The sequence below is a fragment of the Pseudomonas sp. SWRI92 genome (assembly GCF_014268685.1).
Taxonomy (GTDB): Bacteria; Pseudomonadota; Gammaproteobacteria; order Pseudomonadales; family Pseudomonadaceae; genus Aquipseudomonas; species Aquipseudomonas marvdashtae.
The window spans coordinates 118,190-143,709 of the sequence record NZ_JABWQY010000003.1; the positions used below are offsets into that span (position 1 = coordinate 118,190).

26 protein-coding genes and 1 tRNA gene are annotated in these 25,520 nt (G+C 59.1%); 21 read left to right on the top strand and 6 right to left on the bottom strand.

Translation table 11 applies throughout. The features are described from left to right. The gene (locus HU762_RS07065) at positions 1-2,349 is read left to right on the top strand and encodes a TonB-dependent receptor (protein WP_186634713.1); all 2,349 of its coding nucleotides are present in this window, start codon (positions 1-3) and stop codon (positions 2,347-2,349) included. Here HU762_RS07065 and HU762_RS07070 read toward each other — a convergent pair. Both HU762_RS07070 and HU762_RS07075 read right to left on the bottom strand, forming a co-directional pair. Beyond that, entirely contained in the window at positions 2,333-3,418 is a 1,086-nt protein-coding gene (locus HU762_RS07070) for a sensor domain-containing diguanylate cyclase (RefSeq protein ID WP_186634716.1), read from the bottom strand. The genes HU762_RS07065 and HU762_RS07070 overlap by 17 nt on opposite strands. 190 nt (positions 3,419-3,608) lie before the next feature. Beyond that, positions 3,609-4,106 (bottom strand): hypothetical protein, encoded by a 498-nt coding sequence (locus tag HU762_RS07075; RefSeq protein WP_186634719.1) that lies wholly within the window; start codon positions 4,104-4,106, stop codon positions 3,609-3,611. 731 nt (positions 4,107-4,837) lie between these two features. Here HU762_RS07075 and HU762_RS07080 point away from each other — a divergent pair. Both HU762_RS07080 and HU762_RS07085 read left to right on the top strand, forming a co-directional pair. Beyond that, a complete protein-coding gene (locus HU762_RS07080; RefSeq protein WP_186634722.1) occupies positions 4,838-5,197 on the top strand; it encodes a DUF6124 family protein in 360 nt (119 codons plus the stop codon). Positions 5,198-6,146: 949 nt separating this feature from the next. Beyond that, on the top strand, positions 6,147-7,481 hold the full coding sequence (locus HU762_RS07085) for a colicin-like pore-forming protein (protein ID WP_186634724.1): 1,335 nt from the start codon (positions 6,147-6,149) through the stop codon (positions 7,479-7,481). A gap of 668 nt (positions 7,482-8,149) precedes the next feature. Here HU762_RS07085 and HU762_RS07095 read toward each other — a convergent pair. The 3 genes from HU762_RS07095 to HU762_RS07105 form a co-directional block, all read right to left on the bottom strand. Further along, positions 8,150-8,347 (bottom strand): hypothetical protein, encoded by a 198-nt coding sequence (locus HU762_RS07095; RefSeq protein WP_186634730.1) that lies wholly within the window; start codon positions 8,345-8,347, stop codon positions 8,150-8,152. A gap of 35 nt (positions 8,348-8,382) precedes the next feature. Next, the gene (locus HU762_RS07100) at positions 8,383-8,712 is read right to left on the bottom strand and encodes a hypothetical protein (RefSeq protein ID WP_092223330.1); all 330 of its coding nucleotides are present in this window, start codon (positions 8,710-8,712) and stop codon (positions 8,383-8,385) included. 323 nt (positions 8,713-9,035) lie between these two features. Further along, positions 9,036-9,120, bottom strand: a tRNA-Leu gene (locus HU762_RS07105). A gap of 108 nt (positions 9,121-9,228) precedes the next feature. Between HU762_RS07105 and queA the strand changes: the two genes are divergently transcribed. The 6 genes from queA (at position 9,229) to HU762_RS07135 (ending at position 15,312) form a co-directional block, all read left to right on the top strand. Then, the gene (gene queA, locus HU762_RS07110) at positions 9,229-10,278 is read left to right on the top strand and encodes a tRNA preQ1(34) S-adenosylmethionine ribosyltransferase-isomerase QueA (RefSeq protein ID WP_186634733.1); all 1,050 of its coding nucleotides are present in this window, start codon (positions 9,229-9,231) and stop codon (positions 10,276-10,278) included. Between the two features lie 14 nt (positions 10,279-10,292). Next, a complete protein-coding gene (gene tgt, locus HU762_RS07115; RefSeq protein ID WP_186635473.1) occupies positions 10,293-11,408 on the top strand; it encodes a tRNA guanosine(34) transglycosylase Tgt in 1,116 nt (371 codons plus the stop codon). Between the two features lie 42 nt (positions 11,409-11,450). Continuing rightward, positions 11,451-11,789 (top strand): preprotein translocase subunit YajC, encoded by a 339-nt coding sequence (gene yajC, locus HU762_RS07120; protein ID WP_003185175.1) that lies wholly within the window; start codon positions 11,451-11,453, stop codon positions 11,787-11,789. Positions 11,790-11,852: 63 nt separating this feature from the next. After that, entirely contained in the window at positions 11,853-13,721 is a 1,869-nt protein-coding gene (secD, locus tag HU762_RS07125) for a protein translocase subunit SecD (RefSeq protein WP_186634736.1), read from the top strand. Positions 13,722-13,730: 9 nt separating this feature from the next. Continuing rightward, entirely contained in the window at positions 13,731-14,645 is a 915-nt protein-coding gene (gene secF, locus HU762_RS07130) for a protein translocase subunit SecF (RefSeq protein ID WP_186634739.1), read from the top strand. Positions 14,646-14,763: 118 nt separating this feature from the next. Then, positions 14,764-15,312 (top strand): glycine zipper 2TM domain-containing protein, encoded by a 549-nt coding sequence (locus tag HU762_RS07135; protein ID WP_018607449.1) that lies wholly within the window; start codon positions 14,764-14,766, stop codon positions 15,310-15,312. Between the two features lie 303 nt (positions 15,313-15,615). Here the strand turns inward: HU762_RS07135 and suhB are convergent, their stop codons facing one another. After that, positions 15,616-16,434 (bottom strand): inositol-phosphate phosphatase, encoded by an 819-nt coding sequence (gene suhB, locus HU762_RS07140; RefSeq protein ID WP_003185165.1) that lies wholly within the window; start codon positions 16,432-16,434, stop codon positions 15,616-15,618. A gap of 144 nt (positions 16,435-16,578) precedes the next feature. On the opposite strand from suhB, the gene trmJ reads away from it, so the two are divergent. The 12 genes from trmJ (at position 16,579) to rlmN (ending at position 25,512) form a co-directional block, all read left to right on the top strand. Beyond that, positions 16,579-17,349 (top strand): tRNA (cytosine(32)/uridine(32)-2'-O)-methyltransferase TrmJ, encoded by a 771-nt coding sequence (gene trmJ / locus HU762_RS07145; RefSeq protein ID WP_186611087.1) that lies wholly within the window; start codon positions 16,579-16,581, stop codon positions 17,347-17,349. A gap of 1 nt (position 17,350) precedes the next feature. Beyond that, the gene (cysE, locus tag HU762_RS07150) at positions 17,351-18,127 is read left to right on the top strand and encodes a serine O-acetyltransferase (RefSeq protein WP_186634742.1); all 777 of its coding nucleotides are present in this window, start codon (positions 17,351-17,353) and stop codon (positions 18,125-18,127) included. 157 nt (positions 18,128-18,284) lie between these two features. Next, entirely contained in the window at positions 18,285-18,776 is a 492-nt protein-coding gene (gene iscR / locus HU762_RS07155; RefSeq protein ID WP_039592124.1) for a Fe-S cluster assembly transcriptional regulator IscR, read from the top strand. A gap of 50 nt (positions 18,777-18,826) precedes the next feature. Continuing rightward, positions 18,827-20,041, top strand: a complete 1,215-nt coding sequence (locus tag HU762_RS07160; RefSeq protein WP_186634745.1) for an IscS subfamily cysteine desulfurase — start codon at positions 18,827-18,829, stop codon at positions 20,039-20,041. Between the two features lie 43 nt (positions 20,042-20,084). Continuing rightward, positions 20,085-20,471, top strand: coding sequence for a Fe-S cluster assembly scaffold IscU (gene iscU, locus HU762_RS07165; RefSeq protein WP_003185157.1), 387 nt, complete (start codon positions 20,085-20,087; stop codon positions 20,469-20,471). Between the two features lie 25 nt (positions 20,472-20,496). Further along, positions 20,497-20,820 (top strand): iron-sulfur cluster assembly protein IscA, encoded by a 324-nt coding sequence (gene iscA, locus HU762_RS07170; RefSeq protein ID WP_003185155.1) that lies wholly within the window; start codon positions 20,497-20,499, stop codon positions 20,818-20,820. Between the two features lie 8 nt (positions 20,821-20,828). After that, positions 20,829-21,350, top strand: coding sequence for a co-chaperone HscB (gene hscB, locus HU762_RS07175; RefSeq protein WP_186634748.1), 522 nt, complete (start codon positions 20,829-20,831; stop codon positions 21,348-21,350). A gap of 50 nt (positions 21,351-21,400) precedes the next feature. Continuing rightward, complete coding sequence (gene hscA, locus HU762_RS07180; protein ID WP_186634751.1) at positions 21,401-23,263, top strand: Fe-S protein assembly chaperone HscA; 1,863 nt, start codon at positions 21,401-21,403, stop codon at positions 23,261-23,263. A 3-nt stretch (positions 23,264-23,266) separates the two neighbouring features. Further along, positions 23,267-23,608, top strand: a complete 342-nt coding sequence (gene fdx, locus HU762_RS07185) for an ISC system 2Fe-2S type ferredoxin (protein WP_042727996.1) — start codon at positions 23,267-23,269, stop codon at positions 23,606-23,608. 13 nt (positions 23,609-23,621) lie between these two features. Continuing rightward, positions 23,622-23,822, top strand: a complete 201-nt coding sequence (iscX, locus tag HU762_RS07190) for a Fe-S cluster assembly protein IscX (RefSeq protein ID WP_016773328.1) — start codon at positions 23,622-23,624, stop codon at positions 23,820-23,822. Positions 23,823-23,909: 87 nt separating this feature from the next. Continuing rightward, complete coding sequence (ndk, locus tag HU762_RS07195; protein ID WP_042727994.1) at positions 23,910-24,335, top strand: nucleoside-diphosphate kinase; 426 nt, start codon at positions 23,910-23,912, stop codon at positions 24,333-24,335. 28 nt (positions 24,336-24,363) lie between these two features. Then, positions 24,364-25,512: a 23S rRNA (adenine(2503)-C(2))-methyltransferase RlmN gene (gene rlmN, locus HU762_RS07200; RefSeq protein WP_186634754.1), complete on the top strand. Its 1,149-nt coding sequence runs from the start codon at positions 24,364-24,366 to the stop codon at positions 25,510-25,512. Positions 25,513-25,520: the final 8 nt, after the last annotated feature.

Here is a 25,520-nt window from a genome sequence, read left to right on the forward strand (position 1 = left end):
ATGCCGGGTTCAGGTTATCGGCTGCTTCTGCTCGGCAGTCTCGCGGCATCGCCTTGGGCATCAGTAAATGCCGGACAAGAAGCGCCCAGCGCGCTCACACTCGACGAAACCACCGTCACCGCCCGCCGCCGCGAGGAGGACCCGCAAAACGTACCGATCCCGATCAACGTCCTCTACGGCGATCAACTGGACGAGGCCGGCCTGCACACGCTTAAAGACATCCAGCAACGCGTGCCCGGTTTGATAGTCTCCGGTCACGACGCCCGTTTCGCTGGCTTCGGCCTGCGCGGTTTCGGCGCGACGGCCTACAACGATGGCCTGGAAGGCAGCGTCGGCACCTACGTCGATGGCGTTTACCAGGCGCGCCAGGGCATGGCGTTCACCGAGTTGATGGACATCGAGCGCATCGAAGTGTTGCGCGGGCCGCAAGGCACCTTGTTCGGCAAAAACACCACGGCGGGCGCGCTGAATATCATCACTCGCCAGCCGACCTTCCAGCCCGAGGCCAATCTCGAAGCCAGCTACGGCGAGCACGGCTTGCGCGAATTTCGCGGGACGATTTCCGGTCCGCTGCAAGACGACGTCCTGGCCGGCCGACTGAACGTCTTCGACAGCGCCGCCGATGGCACCGTGGAAAACCTGCACGACGGCACCCGCCTCGGCGACGCCGACAGCCAGGGCCTGCGCGGCCAATTATTGTGGACGCCGAACAGCGACTTCAGCGCCCGCCTGATCGCCGACTACGCCGAGCAAAACGAGGCCGGCAACGTCCTGCTGCCCAATCATTACAGCGAGCAAACCCGTAAGCGTGCCAAGTTCCTCGGCTATCCACTGACCGAGCCCGACCCTTACAAACGCGAGTCCCGCATCGACGCGCCGGGCCGTCCGCAAACTCTGCAGAACGGCGTCTCACTGGAGTTGAACTGGGACCTCGACGAGGCAATGCGCTTCACCAGCATCACCGCCTACCGCGACTGGGATTATCGCGCCGCCCGCGATGGCGACAGCACTGCGCTGTCGGTGGCCCGCTCCGAAACCGAACTGGGCCACCGGCAGTTCAGCCAGGAATGGCGCCTGGCCGGGACGGCCGGCTCGTCCGTCGACTATGTCGCCGGGCTCTATTACCTGCGCCAGCAACTCGACCGGCAGATCGACGCCGAATTCGGCAAGGACGCCGCGTCCTGGTTCGTCGGCGATCAACTGGAGCAACTGAAGCAACTAGGCATCAACATCACCGATCCGAGCCAGGTGCCTTCCATGCTGCTCGATGGCGCCCAGCAACGTTATGACGGCGAGCAGAAGGGCGACAGCCGAGCCATTTTCAGCCAGGTTTCCTGGCGTCCGATTGACTCGCTGGAACTCACCGGCGGCCTGCGCTATAGCCAAGAGCGCAAGGACGGCTGGGTCTCCCGCGACGTCAGCAACCTCGCGCCGCTGACCGGCTTGCCCCCGGTGTTCCAGGCCGGTGGGCAACTGCTGCGCGACATCGCCCTCGGCGGTGGTTATTACCGCGAGGACTCGATTAAAGAAAACAACGTTTCCAGCCTCGCCAGCGCCAGCTACCGCTTCAGCGATGCGGTGATGGGCTACGTCAGCTGGTCGCGGGGCTACAAGGCTGGCGGCATCAACTTCGACGTGGTTGGTCCGTTCACCGCGCCCACCTTCGAGCCGGAACGCGCCACGTCCCTGGAGTTGGGCATGAAGACGCGCTTCTGGGACGAGCGCGCGATGCTCGACCTCGCCGTCTACCAGACCGACGTCGACGACTACCAAGCGCTCACCTACAGCCCGCCCACGTCCGTGTTCGCGCCGCCGCTGCGCGACAACCTGATCAACGTCGGCAAAGTCCGCCTGCGCGGCATCGAACTCGATTCCGCCTGGCAACTCACTTCCCGACTCACCGGCCGCCTCGGCCTGGCCTGGAGCGATGCGCGCTACCGCAGCTTCCCCAACGCACCGTGCCCACCGGCCTCGGGCCAATGGACCTGCGACCTCAGCGGCGAGCGTCTCTACAACGCGCCGGAATGGAACCTCAGCAGCGGCCTCGACCATACCCATCCGCTGCCCTACGGATTGGAAGCCTTCAGCGGCGTCGACTACAGCTTCCGCACCGGTTACTACGGCACCCTCGAAGGCGGCGAGGGCAGCTATCAACCCAGCTACGGCCTCACCAACCTGCGCCTGGGCCTGCGCAGCCAGGACCGTTCGTGGGAAGTGGAAGGCTGGGTGCGCAACGTCTTCGACCGGCAGTACATCACCGCCGTGTACTCACTGCTCGGCGCCGGTGATTACGGCGTCATGACTGGCAGCGAACGCACCCTCGGCACCACCGTCAGACTTCGCTATTGACCGAAATAAACCGCGTCGGACAAAACGCCAAACGATTACCGCCGGCCTTCTTCGACAGGTACATCGCCTGATCCGCCTTGCTGATCAGCCCATCGACCTCCAGCCCATGCTCCGGATAAAACGCTACCCCGATACTCGCCGCAATCTCCACCGTCTGCGCCCCGATCAAAATCGGCGCATTGGCCGCCGCCAGCATCCGCTTGAGCAAAGGCTCGCAGTCTCCCACTTCCTGCAACCCCACCAGCCCCGCGACAAACTCATCGCCGCCGAGCCGCGCCAACGTATCGCCCTCGCGCAACGTCGCATTGATCCGCGCCGCGACAATCTGCAACACCCGATCCCCCCAGTCATGCCCATAACTGTCGTTGAGCGCCTTGAACCCATCCAGATCAATAAACGCAATCGCCACCTTCTGCTGATGCAGGCGCGCCTTGCCCAACGCCTGGCGCATGCGCTCGGCCAACAACAAGCGATTGGGCAACTGCGTGAGCGCGTCATACCGCGCATCCCGCTCCAGCAACTGCAAGCGCTGCTTCATCTGCGTCATGTCGCCGAGCAGCGCCACGTAATGCTGAACATTGCCGTGCCGGTCATGCACCGCACTGATGCTGATCCGCGACGTCATCTCCCGGCCATCCTTGTGGCTACTTTGAATCTCACCGGACCAGTGGCCGTGGAAATCCAGCGCGTTTTTCATGGGGGCGTAAAAAGCGGTGAGGCGGCGGACCATGCGATGTGAGTTCAACTCGCGGCCCTTGATCTCTTCTTGCCCGTAACCGGTGAGGCGGGTGAAGGCCTCGTTCACGGCGATGACCCGGCCGAAGGGGTCGACAAGGATGATGCCTTCGCGGGCGTGGCTGAACACAGTGGCGGCCAGCTCTGGGCAGAGGGTGTTGAGGTGCCGGTCCAGCGCGCTTTCGTCACGGGTCGCCGGCCATACCTTGGAATCGAAACCTTGCTGGGCCAGATAGGCGGCGAGGGACGATAGCGACTTGTGCAGACGGATGAGCGCATTCGTGGCAAGCCTGGCGTTGAGGCAGTAGCTGCGAATGAAGGTGCGTAGGTTCATGGGAGGTACACGGTGCTCGGGTTGCAGCGGTAGGGTGAGTGAAGCGGGCATTATCGAGGCGGGGAATGGGAGGGGCGTTTGCTGGAGCGGATGGGGGCTTTGCGGGAGAGGATGTATGGGGAAGATTTTTCTTGGAGGTAAGGATGCGCGCAGCGATCAAGCTAAGGGAGTCGCTGCGCGCGACGTTTCATTAGTCCAATACAACAATGCCTTTTTGGGGAACGTTCACGAACGGCAACGCACTGCATCGCTGATGATGGGCTTCAAGGGCCAGTGCCTCGTACCAATGTAGATAGCCATTCAGCATATGTTTGGGGATGTTTGAATTGCGCAGCGGAAAGAACGCGACGGACAATTGGTCTTCCTTTTGTTCATGCCAGCGCCAGCCAGCCGAATGGCCACGAGCCCGGGCTCCCCAAAGCCCTGCGGACCAGGCAAATTGCCCCATGCGAAACTTGAAACTGCTCGTTTGCCCAATGTATTGGACGGTTGGATTGTCGGGAGAGGCCTTCCCGGTCGCTCTCCAGGCAATGCAGTAGACGCCCTTCGCAGCAACCATCTGTGCGAGAACGGGGTCCACGCCAGTGGATTTCTTGCCGACCCCGGGCCAGAAGCAACTGCTGATTTCTGCCCAGGGGTACCAGCCTGCGCCATGCGCCTCAAGATCAAACAGCTCGGGAACTTTCATTGTGATTCGTCCTTGATCGATCAGATTGAAGTGAAGGCAGGATACCGAGACTGATGCCTTAGTGCCATTATCCGGCTGAGGTATTGGTTTTGGCGGCGGTTGCTGGTCAGACAGGCACGGAGAGTTAGCTGCACGAAACGGAGTCAATCAACATGGCGGCCTCACTCAATACGCTCGGTGGGTGATATTCAGGCGCAGTTGTTGGCGGTGGTGCACAGCGCGCAATCGGCACAGAAGAGCGAGAACCCCTAGCTCCTCTGATCGCCACGCTGCTACCAAGTAGACACCGAACCCCGTGGCGAGGGAGCTTGCTCCCGCTGGGCTGCGCAGCGGCCCCTCTTCATCCATCGGCCAACCGCTCACGCCAGCCAAATGAAGCCCTGTCAGTAAAGCCCGACAGACACCGCCACGAAGCCTAGCCAGCCCACGTCGCCTTGCGCCTTTGCCTACAACTACGCCAGAATCCGCCGGCTTGTGCGCCTTGGGTTACGTCGGTAGTTTGAGACCTGTCACTGCTCATCAGTGATCGGGTTTAGTCGCCCGTTTTACCTAAGGCGTATCAGGTCCCTGTCGGACAGGCTTTGCTGTTCCTGTATTGATGGTGGCTGTGCGCAGGGCGCCCTCGGGCGCGCCGGGATTCTTAGGTTCACCGGTCGACTAACCTGCGCACAGCTGCCGCCCTCTCGTTTAGTCGCGAGGTGGTTCCAGCATCACTATAGGAACCTAAGTACATGGCCAAAATTACACCGAACCCTCCCGTTACCGATGAACACGTGTCTCGTGTCCAATCCGCCCGCAATAAGAAAATCGATGACGCTGCTACGCGGGCGTTGGATTTTTACCTGAAACCCAAGCCTAAGAGCGAAACGTCTGACAGGAGTGACTCCATTTTTCGGATTGATCCGGGTGTGGATTCTGAGTGCTTGCTTGCGAATCTCAGTGAGAATCTGGCTTCGGCGAATGCGATGATCAGCGATTTGGCGTTTGATCTGGATGGGTCGCGAAGGCGGGTTGCGTTGGGGATTTTGCAGGTGATTGAGGTGAGTGAGCTGTTGGCGAATCGGGCTTTGGATATTGTTGAGGTGAGGTAGCCGAGGCGTTCGTCTCGGTAGAGGAAAGGTCTTGCGCAGCAGACCTTTCCTGCCGCCTGACGGGAGCATCAAAGCACACCGCAGACCTGCACCGTGTGTGGGAAGACCAGAGTCGTTGTGATCTGCGCAAACACATCCGACAATTCCCGGTACTAAATCAGCTGGAGGACTTGCGTTGTTCCGCACCGTCCAAGTGGACGATCGGGGCTTCGATGTGAGCTGGGACGATGACTTGGAACTGGCGTCGTTACGCCCGGTGAAGGTCGATGATACGACGCCGAGGCCTTCCAGGATCTGGTGTAGGTTGTACGCAGCGCCGTGGAGAAATTTTACGTAAGGGTAGAAAAAATCCCCTATTGAAATTGACATGAGTTTGAATCCTTCAAGTCTGTAGTCATTCCTTGGTTTGCCTAGAAAAGAGCGTAAAGCGGCCAGATATTTGTGAGTCTATCCGAAGCGGACCGTGCCGTAGCTGAGTAGACACTTCATCGTGGGGGGAGCTCATTCCAGCTCGAGCGACTAACGAATCCAATGCGCCACCCAGAGTCTTTTGCCTGGATCGCCAATCGATAGGGCAGGGGCAGGGCCCTGTCCTCCACGACATTTCTACACTCAGCATTTCGTCGCCCGAGCCTTGCACAAGAGCAAGCAGGGCGACACTCACAAGCTCCATTACATCGGTTGATATGCCTGATTCGTGCCGCTGCCGATGCACTGCTGGCGGAACAAGCGAGCCTACGGAGCTGGGTTTTGCATGGATTTATGCATAAATGCATAATTTCTATTGATTTTATTACTGTGATTTTATACAGTGTTTGCGCCTTGTTCGCCGCCAGCTCTAAAGGGCTGAAAGCAACGTAGGCACGGAAGCCGCAGGTTTCGTTAGAGACCTTTAACAGTGCTGATGTCCCACTGATCAACAGTGGGGTTTCATATTAGGAGAGACATAATGTCTGCAAATGGAACAATTGAATTACCTCCAATAATTATTACACCTAACCCGCCGCCTCTACCGCCGCTGCAACCGCCCAGACCGATACCAGGTGGTGGTTATATTGCGAAGCCCCAACCGTGGGTAAAGGGGGTTGGACCAATTACAAAGCTAAGTGACTTGCGCATAAACTTAGATCATCCCAGTTCGTCAGTTTCTATATTTGTGGTGGCTGCTGGTTCCATAAAAAATATTGGAGATGCTTACCAAGCGAGTGTGCCAAAAATCCCCGCCAATCTAGAGTTGGAAGTCAGTCAGGCTATTGGCTCAAATGCTGATAGAACACTAGATGGGCTGAGGAAAGAAAAGGCGTTGATGGAGGCCCTTTTGCTGGCCAAGCAAGTTGCAATTAAAAACGATACTGTGAAATCCAACTCTTTTTTTGGAAGGCCTTTTTTAAGTAAGGACTTCAAGCAGAATGGAGTGGATTTTGTTAATCGAATTTTCTCTCATCGTGATAAGGACGCATATTATAATGTTTTTATTGCGGCCGGTATTGCGGCTTACAATGTTAAAGTTTTAGCAGAGGAGATTAGAATCCTCACTGAGAAAACTAAGACTCTCGCTACGAAGGTTGCGGCAGCCCAAGCAGCAGAGAAGGCCAAGGCAGAAGCTGAGGCTAAACGATTGGCGGAGGAGAAGGCCAAGGCAGAAGCTGAGGCTAAACGATTGGCGGAGGAGAAGGCCAAGGCAGAAGCTGAGGCTAAACGATTGGCAGAGGAGAAGGCCAAAGCAGATGAGGAGTTGAAAGGCGCAATTAAGTTCACCGCTGATTTTTACAAGGATGTAAGTGAAAGGTTCAGCACGCAGATGTCGTCTTTAGCTCAGCAGATGTCTGAGGATGCGAAAGGCAAAGTGCTTCGTAGCGCTGACGAGGCTTTGCGAGCGTTCGATCAGTACAAGGGCAATCTCAACAAGAAATTCAATGCCGCTGATCGGGCGGCAATTGTTAACGCTCTTGAGTCGCTAGATAGGAGCGAGCTGGCAAAAAATCTTGATTTTTTTGGTAAGGCTTTTGGGTACGTGGGAAAAGCTATCGACGCCACGGATCTGCTTGTCGAAATCAAAAAAAGCTATAAGACCGGTGACTGGAACGGTACGGTTTTGAAAGTCGAAACTCTATTTGCCGGCGCAGCGGCGACTGGTCTAATAGCGTTTGCGTTCGGCCTATCAGTGAGCACGCCTATGGGTATCGTTGCATTTGCTCTGATCATGGCGTTGGTAAGTGCGTTTGTTGACGATGCACGTGTCAAAATGTTCAACGACGCTCTCGATTCTATTTTGAGTCGATAAGGAAAAGGAGAGCGGTCTATCTAGGCCGCTCTCTTTATTCCCAAATAAATCAAAAAGCTACCGCCCAAAGGTATTGCCGTAGCCATGCATATAAAAAAATAGATGACGTAGAGTCCATTCTTTCCCGGGCTCTCAGTCAATAATCCAGTCGTCCAGAATTCACGGGTTGTAAAGCGTAGGCATGTATTTTCAATAAGCTTTCGAGAAAAGGGAAAAAGAAAGGCGCTGCAGAAGCCTGCAATCAGATAGCGCGGATTGGCTGTTTCGTATACGGGCTCTTTGTAAAACCAAACGCTTAGGCCTAGCACGAGTAAGCTGAGCGAAATTAAGAGATTGTTAAAGTAATATTTTTTGTTCAATGGGTGCCTCAAGAGTCATGTTGGGTGTCGGCTCGTTTGTTAAAATTTGCTTGAGGTTTTTTTGAGTTGTATGCAATTTCATCGCTGTGCCAGATAGTAATAAAATAACGTAATTATCAAGGAATAATATCAGTTCCTTCTGATGCTTGTATGATTTAGCTATTCTACTAGGGGCGTCCCGCCAATCTCAAGAGTCAAACGGGCGGATGTTTATACCCTTGCGCATCGTACGCGCCATTTTTTGGAGAAAGGGGATAGTTAGGTTCTAGGTTTACCTATCAATTGATTTCTTCTCGATGTACCCAAATGTCAATGATCGGAGCACGAAATTCGTCGCTGACTGAGCACAATCAGTGCCTTTCGCTTAGCAGCGTAATCCTTCGCGGCGATCGCGCCGGTAATCGCGATGGCGATCCAGAAGAGCATTTCCAGGTTGCTTACCATCCGCCGTTTCGCCTCGTGGGTTTCGGTCAGCCAACTGCCTATTGCTGCGATGATGTCGTCCATGGGTGACCTGCGTTTTGCCTGTCGAGCACTGCGGTTCACAGAATATCTTTCAGATAGGCTTTAAGCGCTATGAGCGGAGCATCTAGGCCTTCTATCGCCTGCACGGCGCTAAATGTCGTCGTCAGGTGATGCAACTCCCGCCCCAGCACCGTATCCACCCCACCAACCGCCCCCAGCGCCAAATCCAGGCACCGACCTATCTCACTTTGAATTCCAGCCACATCCCCCCGCCGTACCAACAACCCAAAGACTTCCCGATCACATCCGCCCATCAATGGATCATCCCGCAGGATCGGGCTGTGACCCTCTGTCTCATAAGCCAGCTTCAGCGAGTAAAGAGCGACCGTTTCCAGCAGCAATTCCATGGGGTGAAATCCTTTGTCAGCGGGTGAGAAGGGGGCGGTGGGTCAACTGGGCGTCGCAAGGCGGAGCATCGGTAGGGGCTGTGACATTTTTGTGAGCGCTTCGCGCTCAAGCGGGAGCAAGCTCCCTAGCCACAGGTTCCTACTAGCCACAGATTCTTCTTTGCCACAGGTTTGGTAATTGGGGCAGCTTCGCGGCCCAGCGGGGATAAATCCCCTCGCCACAAAAGCGTGCAGGGGATTGCCTGAACTCTGCGTTAGCCACAGAAAACCACTTTCCTACAGACGAAAAAAAAGACCTTGAATTTCAAGGTCTTTCTTTAAGATGGTGCCCCGAGGGAGACTCGAACTCCCACTCCTTTCGAAAACGGATTTTGAATCCGCCGCGTCTACCAATTCCGCCATCAGGGCTCAATGGCGGCGAAGTATAGAGAGGTGCCTACCGTTGGTCAATCACGTTTCATGGTGAATTTTTAATAATTCCGCTAGACTTTCCGGCCCTGCTAGACGAACCCCATCATGCGTGTTGCTGACTTTACCTTCGAACTCCCGGATTCGCTGATCGCTCGCCACCCTTTGGCCGAGCGTCGCGCCAGTCGACTGTTGACCCTGGACGGGGGCAGCGGGGCTATGGCTCACCGTCAATTCACTGATTTGCTTGAGCATTTGCGCCCAGGCGATTTGATGGTGTTCAACAACACCCGGGTGATTCCGGCGCGTTTGTTTGGCCAGAAGGCTTCCGGCGGCAAGCTGGAAATTCTGGTGGAGCGGGTGCTGGACAGTCATCGCGTGCTGGCCCATGTGCGGTCGAGCAAGTCGCCCAAGCCTGGCTCGTCGATCTTGATCGATGGCGGCGGTGAGGCGGTGATGGTGGCGCGGCATGATGCGTTGTTCGAGTTGGCGTTTGCCGAAGAGGTGTTGCCGCTGCTCGACCGTGTCGGGCACATGCCGTTGCCTCCTTATATAGACCGCCCGGACGAAGGTTCGGATCGCGAGCGTTATCAGACCGTTTACGCCGAGCGCCTGGGGGCGGTGGCGGCACCTACGGCGGGGTTGCATTTTGATCAGCCGTTGCTGGAGGCGATTGCCGCCAAGGGCGTGGAGACGGCGTTCGTGACGCTGCACGTCGGCGCCGGGACGTTCCAGCCGGTGCGGGTGGAGCGCATCGAAGACCACCACATGCACAACGAATGGCTGGAAGTCAGCCAGGAAGTGGTCGATGCCGTGGCGGCCTGTCGCGCGCGCGGCGGGCGGGTGGTGGCGGTGGGGACCACCAGCGTGCGCTCCCTGGAAAGCGCCGCGCGCGATGGCGTGCTCAAGCCGTTCAGTGGCGACACCGACATCTTTATCTACCCGGGCCGGCCGTTTCATGTGGTCGATGCCTTGGTCACCAACTTTCATTTGCCCGAATCCACGCTGTTGATGCTGGTTTCGGCGTTCGCCGGTTATCCCGAAGCCATGGCCGCCTACAAGGCCGCCGTCGAGCATGGATACCGCTTTTTCAGCTACGGTGATGCGATGTTCATCACCCGTAACCCCGCGCCACGCGGACCCGAGGAAACAGTATGAGTCGCACCTGTCGCATGTCCTTCGAGTTGCTCGCCACCGATGGCAAGGCTCGTCGCGGTCGCCTGACCTTCCCCCGCGGTAGCGTGGAAACCCCGGCGTTCATGCCGGTGGGTACCTACGGCACGGTCAAGGGCATGCTGCCGCGTGACATCGTCGCCACGGGCGCGGAGATCATCCTCGGCAACACCTTCCACCTGTGGCTGCGCCCGGGCATGGAAGTGATCAAGGCCCACGGCGACCTGCACGATTTCATGCAGTGGAAAGGCCCGATCCTGACCGACTCCGGCGGCTTCCAGGTGTTCAGCCTGGGCGCGATGCGCAAGATCAAGGAGGAGGGCGTGACCTTCGCTTCTCCGGTCGATGGTTCCAAGGTGTTCATGGGGCCGGAAGAGTCGATGCAGGTGCAGCGCGACCTGGGCTCGGACATCGTGATGATCTTCGACGAATGCACGCCGTACCCGGCCGATGAAGACGTGGCGCGGGTGTCCATGGAGCTGTCGTTGCGCTGGGCCCAGCGCTCGAAGAATGCCCATGGCGAGAACACCGCGGCGCTGTTCGGCATCGTCCAGGGCGGCATGCACGAGGATCTGCGCAAGCGCTCGCTCGACGGCCTGGACAAGATTGGCTTCGATGGCCTGGCGATTGGCGGCCTGTCGGTGGGCGAACCGAAGCACGAGATGATCAAGGTGCTTGATTACCTGCCGGGCCTGATGCCGGCTGACAAACCTCGTTACCTTATGGGCGTTGGCAAACCGGAAGATCTGGTTGAGGGTGTGCGCCGCGGGGTGGACATGTTCGATTGCGTGATGCCAACCCGTAATGCCCGCAATGGGCATCTGTTCATCGACACTGGCGTGCTGAAGATCCGTAACGCGTTCCATCGCCATGATGATTCGCCACTCGATCCGACGTGCGATTGCTACACCTGCCAGAACTTCTCCCGCGCTTATCTGCATCATTTGGACAAGTGCGGCGAAATGCTCGGCAGCATGCTCAATACCATCCACAATTTGCGCCATTATCAGGTGCTTATGGCTGGTTTGCGCGAGGCTATCCAACAGGGTACATTGGCCGCCTTTGTCGAGGCCTTCTATGCCAAGCGCGGGTTGCCTGTTCCGCCTTTGGACTGAGTTTTCCGATCCCTAGATTCAATATTGCAACTGGAGTGCTAAATGAGCTTTTTTATCTCTAATGCCATGGCTGACGCGGCTGCACCTGCTGCTGCCGGCCCTATGGGTGGCGGTTTCGAGTGGATTTTCCTGGTCGGTTTCCTGGTCATCTTCTACCTGATGATCTGGCGTCCACAGGCCAAGCGCGCCAAAGAGCAGAAGAACCTGCTCGGCAGCTTGCAAAAAGGCGATGAAGTGGTCACCACCGGCGGCATCGCTGGCAAGATCACCAAAGTGGCTGATGACTTCGTTGTACTGGAAGTGTCGGACACTGTTGAAATGAAGTTCCAGAAGGGCGCCATCGCGGCCACGCTGCCAAAAGGCACGCTGAAAGCGATCTAAGTAACAACTTCTCTTCAATCGACGGGGCGCGCAAGGCGCCCCGCGTCATAAGCGGGCGGCGTGATGCTGAACAAATACCCTCTGTGGAAATACGTACTGATCCTGGCGGTGCTGGCGGTCGGTGTGATTTATTCCGCTCCGAATCTATACCCGGATGACCCGGCCATCCAGGTCAGCGGCGCCAGCACGGCGTTGCAGGTCACCCAGGCCGATCTGGACCGCGCGAGCGCAGCGCTCAAGGCGTCCAATATCGATGTGAAGGCTGCGTCCATCGCCGAAAACGGCAAGGGCGGCCTGTTGCGCCTGGTCAAGTCGGAAGACCAACTGCCAGCCAAGGACGTCGTTCGCAAGGCCTTGGGCGACGATTACGTGGTAGCCCTGAACCTGGCGCAGACCACCCCACCGTGGCTGCGCAATCTTGGCGCGCACCCGATGAAGCTGGGTCTGGACTTGTCCGGTGGTGTGCACTTCCTGCTGGAGGTGGACATGGAAAAAGCCCTCGACGCACGCCTGAAAGTCTATGAAGGCGACGTCAAGAGCCTGCTGCGTAAAGAGCGCCTGCGTTATCGCAGCCTGCCGCAGTTCGAAGGTGCCATTCAGCTGGGCTTCAGCGATGAAGATGCCCGCGAACAGGCCCGTGCGCTGATCCGCAAGAACTTCAACGATTTCGACATCGTGCCGGCCGACCTCAATGGTCAGGCGGTGCTGCGTCTGGCGATGACCCCGGCCAAGCTGGCGGAAATCCGCGAATACTCCATCAAGCAGAACTTGACCACGGTGCGTAACCGCGTCAACGAGCTGGGTGTGGCCGAGCCAATCGTGCAGCGCCAGGGCGCCAACCGCATCGTGGTTGAGCTGCCGGGTGTGCAGGACACCGCCGAAGCCAAGCGTATCCTTGGCAAGACCGCCAACCTGGAATTCCGCCTGGCCGCTGAGCCGGGTGCGTCCAAGGCCACTACCGAGAGCTTCGAATTCCGTGAAGGCGGTCGTCCGGCGGCGCAGATCGAGCGTGGCCTGATCATCACCGGTGACCAGGTAACCGACGCCCAGGCGGGCTTCGACGAGCAGGGTCGCCCACAGGTGAACATTCGCCTGGACGGCCACGGCGGCGAACTGATGAGCCGCGCCACGCGCAGCAACGTCGGTCGCAGCATGGCGGTGATCTTCATCGAGCAGAAGCCGACCACCACTTACACCAAGCAAGTGGTCAACGGTGTTGAGAAGGACGTACCGGTCCAGACCTTCAAGGAAGAGAAGAAGATCATCAGCCTGGCGACCATCCAGTCGCCACTGGGCAGCCAGTTCCGCATCACCGGCCTGACCGGCCAGGGTGAATCCTCGGAACTGGCCTTGCTGTTGCGTGCTGGCGGCCTGGCCGCGCCGATGTACTTCGCTGAAGAGCGCACCATTGGCCCGAGCCTGGGCGCCGACAACATCACCAAGGGTGTCGATGCGTCGCTGTGGGGCATGCTGTTCGTGTCGCTGTTCATCATTGCCATCTACCGCTTCTTTGGCCTGATCGCCACGGTTGCGCTGGCGGTTAACATGGTGCTGCTGCTGGCCTTGATGTCCTTGCTGGGCGCCACGCTGACCCTGCCGGGTATCGCCGGTATCGTCTTGACCATGGGTATGGCGGTGGACGCCAACGTGCTGATTTTCTCGCGGATACGTGAAGAGATCGCCGCGGGCATGTCGATCCAACGGGCAATCAACGAAGGCTTCGGCCGCGCATTTACTGCGATTATCGACTCCAACCTGACCACGTTGCTGGTCGGCGGGATTCTCTTTGCCATGGGCACCGGCCCGGTCAAGGGCTTCGCAGTGACCATGTCCCTCGGGATCTTTACCTCGATGTTCACAGCCATTCTGGTGACCCGTGCAATGGTCAACCTGATTTATGGTGGCCGTGACGTCAAGAAGTTGTGGATTTAAGGGGCTGCCATGTTACGTACAATCAACTTCATGGGCGTTCGCAACATTGCGTTCGGCGTCACATTGTTCCTTACCGTCCTGGCCCTGTTCAGCTGGGCCACCAAAGGCCTGAACTACGGCCTGGACTTCACCGGCGGTACGCTCATCGAGCTGACCTACGAGCGTCCGGCCGACGTCACCAAGGTGCGTGAGCAACTGGCGTCCTCCGGCTACAGCGATGCCATCGTGCAGAGCTTTGGTGCAACGACTGATCTGCTGGTGCGGATGCCAGGTGAAGACCCGCAATTGGGTCACCAGGTAGCCGAAGCTTTGCAGAAGGCCGGCGGCGACAACCCGGCCCAGGTCAAGCGCGTCGAGTTCGTCGGCCCACAGGTGGGTGAAGAGCTGCGCGACCAGGGCGGCATCGGCATGCTGCTGGCGCTGGGCGGCGTGATGCTCTACCTGGCTTTCCGCTTCCAGTGGAAATTCGCGGTGGGCGCGATTGTCTCGCTGATCCACGACGTGATCGTGACCGTGGGCATCCTGTCGTTCTTCCAGATCACCTTCGACCTGACGGTGCTGGCGGCGGTGTTGGCGATCATCGGTTACTCGCTCAACGACACCATCGTGGTGTTCGACCGGGTGCGTGAAAACTTCCGTGTGCTGCGCAAGGCCTCGCTGATCGAGAACATCAACATCTCGACTACCCAGACCCTGCTGCGGACCATGGCAACGTCGATCTCGACCTTGCTGGCAATTGCCGCGCTGTTGTTCTTTGGCGGCGACAACCTGTTCGGCTTCTCCATCGCGCTGTTCATCGGTGTGATGGCGGGTACTTACTCGTCGATCTACATCGCCAACGTGGTGCTGATCTGGCTGAACCTGAGCTCCGAGGATCTGATTCCTCCAGCGGCCACTGAGACTGAGGTGGACGACCGCCCGTAAGGCTCGGTTTTCCGTCCGTCACCGCTGAAAAGGCGCGAGTTGAACTCGCGCCTTTTTTTGTGCTCCAAGGCTGGGAGAAGCGCGGATTAATCCGCATGTGATGGCCCTGGAGGTTCAAGTGAACAAATCGATGCTGGTTGGTGCGGTATTGGGTGCTGTCGGTGTGACTGCCGGTGGTGCGGTCGCGACCTACAGCTTGGTAAAGAGTGGCCCCGAGTATGCGCAAGTACTGGCCGTGGAGCCGGTCAAGACCCAAATCAAGACCCCGCGTGAAGTGTGCAAGGACGTCACCGTGACCCGGCAGAAGCCGGTTCAGGATCAACACCAGATCGCCGGTACCGTGTTGGGTGCCGTAGCCGGTGGCCTGTTAGGCAACCAGATCGGCGGCGGCAACGGCAAGAAAATCGCCACCGTGGCGGGTGCGGCCGGCGGCGGTTATGCCGGTAACAAGATTCAAGAAGGCATGCAGGAGCGCGACACCTACACCACCACCCAAACTCGCTGCAACACGGTCAATGACATCAGCGACAAGGTTGTGGGCTACGACGTTCGCTACATGCTCGATGGCAAGGAAGGCAAAGTCCGCATGGACCGCGACCCGGGCAACCAGATCCCAGTCAGCAAGGAAGGCCAGCTGATCCTCGGTCAGAACGAACCGGCCCAGTAATTGGAAGATGTACAAGAAGCACCCTTCGGGGTGCTTTTTTACGCCCGCGTTTTATGCCCCGCCCAAATCCCCTGTGTGCGAGCCCGCTCGCGAAAGCGGTGGTTCAACCTGCGTCAATTTCAGGGTGTAAACCATCGTGGCGAGGGAGCTTGCTCCCGCTGGGCTGCGCAGCAGACCCAAGATCTTGCGGTCGCTGCGCAACCGAGCGGGAGCAAGCTCCCTCGCCACGGGGGGGGGTACTCATTGGTTTGCACAGGCATAAAAAAAGCACCCCGAAAGGTGCTTTTTCTGTAGCCGAGTTGTTTAACGCTTCAACGAAGCCGGCAAGTGCGGCTGGATCGCCGTCAGCACGGCCTTGAAGCATTTGGTGTTGCCGGCAACGATGTGGCCTTTTTCCAGGAAGTCGTGGCCGCCGGTGAAGTCGCTCACCAAACCGCCGGCTTCCTGGATCAGCAGGGCGCCTGCCGCCATGTCCCACTCGGACAGGCCTGACTCCCAGAACGCATCGAAACGACCGGCAGCGACGTAAGCCAGGTCCAGGCTCGCGGCACCGGCGCGGCGGATGCCGGCGGTCTGGCCGACCAGGGCGCGGAACATGCCCAGGTAGTTGTCCAGGTTGTCCATCTGGTCGTCACGGAACGGGAAGCCGGTACCCAGCAGGGCGCCGTCCAGGCTGGTGCGGCCGCTGACGCGTAGGCGACGACCGTTCAGTTGGGCGCCGCGACCACGGCTGGCGGTGAATTCTTCTTGGCGAACCGGGTCCAGCACGACGGCGTGTTCCAGGCGACCACGGTATTTGCAGGCGATGCTGACAGCGAAGTGAGGGATGCCGCGCAGGAAGTTGGTGGTGCCGTCCAGCGGATCGATGATCCACAGGTACTCTTCGCCTTCGATGCCAGTGCCGGCGTGCATGCCGGTCTCTTCACCGAGGATGGAGTGGTTGGGGTAAGCCTTGCGCAGGGCGTCGACGATCTTCTGTTCGGCGGCGCGATCGACCTCGGACACGTAGTCCTTGGCGTCTTTTTCATCGACCTTGATGGTATCCAGGCGCTCGATGGAGCGGAAGATCAGTTCACTGGCGCTGCGGGCGGCGCGCAGCGCGATATTCAGCATGGGCTGCATGGATGTGTCACCTAAGGTTGTTAAAGAAAGCCGCGCATTCTATCAGAAAGTTTTCTCAGGAGAAGGTTGGTGTTCGCTTTCATAGCTTAACGGTAGGTGCTTAGGTAAGATTTGCTCCCTTTTAAGTGTTCGAGAGCGCCTCCCTTGTTGCAGAACATTCGTGTCGTCCTGGTCAATACCAGCCATCCGGGTAATATCGGCGGAGCTGCGCGGGCCATGAAGAACATGGGCCTGTCGCGGCTGGTGCTGGTCGAGCCTCGCTCGTTTCCCCATCACGAAGCCGATGCCCGGGCGTCCGGCGCCGGTGATGTCCTGGCCAATGCCCAGGTCGTCGCCACGTTGGAAGATGCCCTTGTAGGGTGCAACCTGGTGCTCGGCACCAGCGCCCGTGATCGCCGCATACCCTGGCCGCTGCTCGACCCTCGCGAGTGCGGCACCAAAGTGGTCGAGGAAGCCGCGCAGGGCGCTGAAATCGCCCTGGTGTTCGGCCGTGAAGATTCCGGCCTGACCAATGAAGAGCTGCAGCGATGTCACTTTCACGTGCATATCCCCTCCGACCCCGAATTCAGCTCGCTGAACCTCGGGGCGGCGGTGCAGGTGTTGAGCTATGAAGTGCGTATGGCCTGGTTGAAAGCCGAAGGCCAGCCAAGCAAGGTGGAAAAATACGAGGCGACGTCGCCGCGCAGTGAGACACTGGCGACCATGGACGAGCTGGAGCGGTTCTATGAACACCTGGAGCAGACCCTGGTGGATATCGAGTTCCTCGACCCGGACAAGCCTCGGCACTTGATGGCGCGCCTGCGTCGGTTGTACGGACGAAGCTCGGTGAGCCGGGCGGAAATGAATATATTGCGCGGCATCCTCACGGAAACCCAGAAAGCGGCCCGTGGCGAGCTGATTAAGCGGAAGGAATAAAATGTTCGAACGTTTGCGTGAAGATATCCAGAGCGTTTTCCATCGTGACCCAGCGGCGCGCAATGCTTTTGAAGTGCTGACCTGCTACCCGGGCATGCACGCCATCTGGATCCATCGCCTGTCCGGCGCCTTGTGGAACATGGGTTGGAAATGGTTGGCGCGGCTGGTCTCGAACTTCGGGCGCTGGTTGACCGGCATTGAGATCCATCCGGGCGCCAAGGTCGGTCGCCGGTTCTTCATCGACCACGGCATGGGTATCGTCATCGGCGAAACCGCCGAGATTGGCGACGACGTCACGCTGTACCAGGGCGTGACCCTCGGCGGCACCAGCTGGAACAAAGGCAAGCGCCACCCGACGCTAGAAGACGGCGTCGTCGTCGGTGCCGGCGCCAAGGTGCTCGGGCCGTTCACGGTGGGCGCGGGGGCGAAAGTCGGCTCCAACGCCGTGGTGACCAAGGCCGTGCCCCCCGGCGCGACCGTGGTCGGCATTCCAGGTCGGATCATCGTCAAGTCGGACGAGGAGCAGGATGCCCGGCGCAAAGCCATGGCCGAGAAGATCGGCTTCGACGCCTACGGTGTTGGCGAAGACATGCCCGACCCGGTGGCCCGTGCCATCAACCAGTTGCTCGATCACCTGCAAGCGGTGGACGGGCGCCTGGAGGGGATGTGCGGCGCCCTGAAGGACCTCGGCAGTAATTATTGCGCCAAGGACCTGCCTGAACTGCGCGAAGAAGATTTCGCCTGCGTGAAGGACAAGGACGAAACCCGCGCCAGCTGATCTCATCGCGGTATCGCTGGCCGCTGCAGGCTAGCCTTTGCTATGATGCGCGCGCTCTTTTGCGGGTAATCCCGAGTAAAGCACTAGGTCTTATACTTGACTTAAATACTCGGGAATTGCATACTCGCCCCCATTCCGAACTCCGTGGTAATTGTCCATGCGACTGACTACAAAAGGCCGATACGCCGTGACCGCGATGCTCGATCTGGCATTGCATGCGCAGCACGGGCCGGTGTCCCTGGCCGATATCTCCGAGCGCCAGGGCATCTCCCTGTCATACCTCGAACAGCTGTTCGCCAAGCTGCGCCGCAGCAACCTGGTTTCCAGCGTTCGTGGCCCCGGTGGCGGCTATCAGCTGTCGCGGGAGATGCAAGGCATCCAGGTCGCGCAGGTGATCGATGCCGTGAACGAATCGGTCGATGCGACCAAATGCCAGGGCCTTGGCGACTGCCATGGCGGCGATACTTGCCTGACCCATCATCTGTGGTGCGATTTGAGCCTGCAGATTCACGAATTTCTGAGTGGTATCAGCTTGGCCGACCTTGTAACTCGCCGTGAGGTGCAAGAAGTAGCCCAGCGTCAGGACCAGCGCCGTTGCAATAGCAAGTCGCTGCACCTGGACAAGATTGAAGCGTCCGCCGTCGAATGACTGCCGCAGAGCACGCGGAACGCCAGCCAGCCTGATTTAGGAGAGAGTCCATGAAATTGCCGATTTACCTTGATTACTCAGCGACCACCCCGGTTGATCCGCGTGTTGCGCAAAAAATGAGTGAATGCCTGCTGGTCGACGGAAACTTCGGCAACCCGGCGTCCCGTTCCCACGTATTTGGCTGGAAGGCTGAAGAGTCGGTCGAAAACGCCCGCCGCCAGGTCGCCGACCTGGTCAACGCCGACCCGCGTGAAATCGTCTGGACCTCCGGTGCTACCGAATCCGACAACCTGGCAATCAAAGGTGTCGCGCATTTCTACCACACCAAGGGCAAGCACCTGATCACCTCCAAGATCGAGCACAAGGCTGTCCTGGACACCATGCGCCAACTGGAGCGTGAAGGCTTCGAAGTCACCTACATCGAGCCAGGCGAAGACGGCATCATCACCCCGGCCATGATCGAAGCTGCACTGCGCGACGACACCATCCTGGTCTCGATCATGCACGTGAACAACGAAATCGGCACCGTCAACGACATCGCTGCCATCGGCGAACTGACCCGCTCCAAGGGCGTCCTGTTCCACGTCGACGGCGCGCAGTCCACCGGCAAGGTCGACATCGACCTGTCGAAGCTGAAAGTCGACCTGATGTCGTTCTCCGCCCACAAGACCTACGGCCCTAAAGGCATCGGCGCGCTGTACGTGAGCCGCAAGCCGCGTGTTCGCATCGAAGCGACCATGCACGGCGGCGGTCACGAACGCGGCATGCGTTCGGGCACCCTGGCGACCCACCAGATCGTCGGCATGGGCGAAGCCTTCCGCGTGGCCAAGGAAGACATGGCTGCCGAGAACGTTCGCATCAAGGCCCTGAGCGACCGTTTCTTCAAACAGGTCGAGCACCTCGAAGAACTCTACGTCAACGGCAGCCTGACCGCCCGCGTACCGCACAACCTGAACCTGAGCTTCAACTACGTTGAAGGCGAGTCGCTGATCATGGCGCTCAAGGATCTGGCCGTGTCATCCGGTTCGGCGTGCACCTCGGCGTCCCTCGAGCCTTCGTACGTACTGCGTGCCCTGGGCCGCAACGACGAACTGGCGCACAGCTCGATCCGCTTCACCTTCGGCCGCTTCACCACCGAAGAAGAAATCGATTACGCCGCGCAGAAAGTCTGCGAGGCCGTTACCAAGCTGCGCGCTTTGTCGCCGCTGTGGGATATGTACAAAGACGGCGTCGATATTTCGAAAATCGAATGGGCGGCGCACTGAGAAGTCGCCACCAGAGCGGCTCCACTGATGAGGATTAAAGCAAATGGCATATAGCGAAAAGGTCATCGACCACTACGAGAACCCGCGCAACGTCGGCAAGATGGACGCGCAGGATCCTGACGTCGGCACCGGCATGGTCGGCGCCCCGGCGTGCGGCGACGTAATGCGCCTGCAGATCAAGGTCAACGAGCAAGGCATCATCGAAGACGCCAAGTTCAAGACCTACGGCTGCGGCTCGGCCATCGCGTCCAGCTCCCTCGCCACCGAGTGGATGAAAGGCAAGACCCTCGATGAAGCCGAAACCATCAAGAACACTCAGCTGGCCGAAGAACTGGCGCTGCCGCCAGTGAAGATCCACTGCTCGGTACTCGCCGAAGACGCCATCAAGGCCGCCGTTCGCGATTACAAGCAGAAGAAAGGCTTGATCTGATCCGCGTTACGGTAAGGAGTTTTCCATGGCTATCCAGATGACAGAAGCGGCAGCTAACCATATCCAGCGCTCTCTTGCAGGGCGCGGCAAGGGCGAGGGTATCCGCCTGGGTGTTCGCACCACGGGCTGTTCCGGCCTCGCCTATGTACTGGAATTCGTCGACGAAGTCGGTGAAGACGACCAGGTATTCGAAAGTCATGGTCAGAAAGTGATCATCGACCCGAAAAGCCTGACGTACCTGGACGGCACCGAGCTGGATTTCGTCAAGGAAGGGTTGAACGAAGGCTTCAAGTTCAACAACCCCAACGTGCGCGGTGAATGTGGCTGCGGCGAAAGCTTCAACATCTGAGGCAGCTTGTGGGTACTCCTTGTCATTTTGCGTTGTTCCAGTTGCAGCCTGCGTTCCAGTTGGACCTCGATCAGTTGTCCGCGCGTTATCTGGAACTGGCCCGTGGCGTCCATCCCGACCGCTTTGCCGATGCCTCCGAGGCGGAGCAGCGGCGGGCGCTCGAGCAGTCGGCGAACCTCAACGAGGCTTACCAGACGCTCAAGCACCCGGCCAAGCGCGCACGTTACCTGCTCGCCATCAGCGGCCATGAGTTGCCGCTGGAGGTCACGGTCCACGATCCCGAGTTCCTGTTGCAGCAGATGCAATGGCGTGAGGAGCTTGAAGACCTGCAGGACAGCGCCGACCTGGCCGGAGTCGCGGTATTCAAGCGCCGCTTGAAAGACGCCCAGCAAACACTGAACGACAGCTTCGCAGCCTGCTGGAACGATGCCGCGCAACGCGAACAGGCCGAACGCCTGATGCGGCGCATGCAGTTCCTCGACAAGCTCACCTACGAAGTGCGCCAGCTCGAAGAGCGCCTCGACGATTAACCCAGTGCCGCTCCGGTCGCACGCCTGATTACAGATAAGTCCTGATTACGATGGCCCTACTGCAGATCGCCGAACCCGGCCAAAGTCCACAACCGCACCAGCGTCGCCTGGCTGTCGGGATCGACTTGGGTACTACCAATTCCCTGGTCGCTGCCTTGCGCAGCGGTCTTTCCGAACCGCTGGCCGACGAGCAGGGGCGGGTGATCCTGCCGTCTGCCGTGCGCTATCACGCCGATCATGTCGAAGTGGGCGAGTCGGCCAAGCTGGCCGCGGCCACCGATCCGCTGAACACTATTGTCTCGGTCAAGCGCTTGATGGGTCGTGGTCTGTCCGACGTCAAGCAATTGGGCGATCAGCTGCCGTACCGCTTTGTCGGCGGCGAATCCCACATGCCGTTCATCGAAACCGTACAGGGCCCGAAAAGCCCGGTTGAAGTGTCCGCCGACATCCTCAAGGTCCTGCGCCAGCGTGCCGAAGCGGCGTTGGGCGGTGAGCTGGTGGGTGCGGTCATCACTGTTCCAGCCTATTTCGATGATGCCCAGCGCCAAGCGACCAAGGATGCGGCCAAGCTCGCCGGCCTCAACGTCCTGCGCCTGCTCAACGAGCCGACGGCCGCTGCGGTGGCGTACGGCCTGGACCAACACGCCGAAGGCCTCGTCGCGATTTACGACCTGGGTGGCGGCACGTTCGATATTTCTATCCTGCGCCTGACTGGTGGTGTTTTCGAAGTCCTGGCCACCGGTGGCGACAGTGCCCTGGGCGGCGATGACTTCGATCATGCCATCGCCGGCTGGATCATCGAGCAAGCGGGCCTCTCCGCTGACCTCGACCCGGGTGCGCAACGCCAACTGCTGCAAACCGCCTGCGCGGCCAAGGAAGCCTTGACCGACGTCGCCACGGTTGAAGTTGCCTATGGCGACTGGAAGGCCGCGCTGACCCGCGAAGCCTTCGATGCCCTGATCGAGCCCATGGTCGCCCGCAGCCTCAAGGCCTGCCGCCGTGCCGTGCGTGATTCCGGCGTTGAGCTTGAAGAGGTGAAGGCAGTGGTCATGGTCGGCGGGTCGACCCGCGTGCCTCGGGTTCGCGAAGCCGTCGCCGAAGCCTTTGGCCGCCAGCCGCTGACCGAAATCGACCCGGATCAGGTGGTGGCCATCGGCGCCGCGATCCAGGCTGACACCTTGGCCGGCAACAAGCGCGAAGGCGGCGAATTGCTGCTGCTCGACGTGATTCCGTTGTCCCTGGGCCTGGAAACCATGGGCGGCCTGATGGAGAAGGTGATTCCACGCAACACCACCATCCCGGTTGCCCGCGCCCAGGACTTCACCACCTACAAAGACGGCCAGTCGGCCATGATGATCCACGTGCTGCAAGGCGAGCGTGAGCTGATCAGCGACTGCCGTTCCCTGGCCCGCTTCGAACTGCGCGGCATCCCGGCGATGGTTGCTGGTGCGGCGAAGATCCGCGTGACCTTCCAGGTCGATGCCGACGGCTTGCTCAACGTCTCCGCCCGCGAGCTGGGTTCGGGCGTCGAGGCGAGCATCCAGGTCAAGCCGTCCTATGGCCTGACCGACGGCGAGATCGCCAAGATGCTCAAGGATTCCTTCCAGCACGCCAGCGACGACAAGGTCGCCCGCGTATTGCGCGAACAGCAAGTCGACGCCCAGCGCCTGATCGAAGCCGTGCAGGCCGCCCTCGAAGCCGATGGCGAGCGCTTGCTCGACGCCGAAGAGCGCATGGTCATTGAAATGCGGATGCAAGAACTTTCTGAATTGATCAAAGGCACCGATGGTTATGCCATCGAGCAGCAGACCAAGCGTCTGTCGCAGGTCACCGATGCCTTTGCTGCCCGCCGCCTGGACTCGACGGTGAAAGCCGCCCTGGCGGGGCGCAACCTGAATGAAATCGAGGAATAACTGATGCCGCAGATCATTTTTCTGCCACACGCCGAGCATTGCCCGGACGGTATGGTGGTAGAGGCCGAAACCGGCAAGTCCCTGCTTGAAGTGGCCCATGACAACCACATCGAGATCGAGAGCGCCTGCGGCGGCGTGTGTGCCTGCACCACGTGCCATTGCATCATTCGCGAAGGTTTCGACTCGCTCAATGAGGCCGATGAGCTGGAGGAAGACTACCTTGATCGGGCCTGGGGCCTTGAGCCGACGTCGCGCCTGACCTGTCAGGCCAAGGTTGGCACCGAGGACCTGGTGGTCGAAATCCCGAAATATTCGCTTAACCATGCGGCTGAAGCGCCGCACTGATGGTGACACTGTCATGAGCTATGGTTGGAATGATGTACAACGCATCGCGGAAGAATTGGCCGAGGCCCACGAGGGTCTCGATCCGTACTCTGTAGGTTTCGTCCGCCTGCAGCAGATGATCCTGGAGCTGCCGGACTTCGATGCCACTTCTGGCCGAGTCGGCGAGAAGGTGTTGGAAGCGGTCCAGGAGCTCTGGGCCGCAGAATTGGACTGATCGCCTCGCAGGTTAGGCAATACCCAAGAACCCGCGTATAATTCGCGGGTTTAATTTTTCGTAAATTACCGTTTCTGGAGTTACACCATGGCTGTTCAACGTACTTTCTCCATCATCAAGCCTGACGCCGTTGCTAAAAACGTGATCGGCAAGATCGTTACCCGTTTCGAAGACGCTGGCCTGCGCGTTGTAGCTTCGAAAATGAAGCAGCTGTCCAAAGCCGAGGCCGAAGGCTTCTACGCTGAGCACAGCGAGCGCGGTTTCTTCGGCGAGCTGGTTGCCTTCATGACCTCCGGTCCGGTTGTCGTTCAGGTGCTGGAAGGCGAAAACGCCATCGCTCGCAACCGTGAGCTGATGGGCGCTACCAACCCTAAAGAAGCTGCTGCCGGCACCATCCGTGCTGACTTCGCTGAGTCCATCGACGCCAACGCCGTCCACGGTTCGGACTCCGAAGCCGCCGCTGCTCGCGAAATCGCTTACTTTTTCTCCGCTACTGAAGTAACCACTCGCTAAGCCCAGGCTTTTGAGTGAAGGTGAATCCATGACTACATCGAACGGCAAAACCAACCTGTTGGGCCTGACCCAGCCGGAAATGGAGAAATTCTTCGACTCGATCGGGGAGAAGCGTTTCCGTGCCGGCCAGGTAATGAAATGGATTCACCACTTTGGCGTCGACGACTTCGACGCCATGACGAATGTCAGCAAGGCCTTGCGCGAAAAGCTCAAGGCTGTTGCTGAAATTCGCGGTCCGGAAGTGGTCAGCGAGGACATCTCCAGCGACGGCACCCGTAAGTGGGTGGTGCGCGTGGCGTCCGGTAGCTGCGTCGAGACCGTCTACATTCCCCAGGGCAAGCGCGGCACCTTGTGCGTTTCGTCCCAGGCAGGCTGTGCCCTGGATTGCAGTTTCTGCTCCACCGGCAAGCAAGGCTTCAATAGCAACCTCACCGCCGCCGAAGTGATCGGCCAGGTGTGGATAGCCAACAAATCCTTTGGCAGCGTCCCGGCAACCGTCGACCGTGCCATCACCAACGTGGTGATGATGGGCATGGGTGAGCCGCTGCTGAACTTCGACAACGTCGTGGCCGCCATGCACCTGATGATGGACGACCTGGGCTACGGCATCTCCAAGCGCCGCGTGACCCTGTCCACCTCCGGCGTGGTGCCGATGATCGATGAGCTGGCCAAGCACATCGACGTCTCCCTGGCGTTGTCGCTGCACGCACCCAATGACGCATTGCGTAACCAATTGGTGCCGATCAACAAGAAATATCCGCTTAAGATGCTGCTCGAGTCGTGCCAGCGCTATATGTCGTCCCTGGGCGAAAAGCGCGTGCTGACCATCGAGTACACCTTGCTCAAGGACGTGAACGACAAGGTTGAACACGCCGTCGAGATGATCGAGCTGCTCAAGAACATCCCGTGCAAGATCAACCTGATCCCGTTCAACCCGTTCCCGCATTCCGGCTACGAGCGCCCGAGCAATAACGCGATTCGTCGCTTTCAGGATCAGCTTCACCACGCTGGCTTCAACGTCACCGTGCGCACCACCCGCGGCGAAGACATCGACGCCGCGTGTGGCCAGTTGGTAGGACAGGTGCTGGATCGCACCCGTCGCAGCGAACGCTACATTGCCGTGCGCGAATTGAACGCCGCCGACGATGCAGTGCAAAACGCTGCGAACAGTCACTAAGAGAGGAA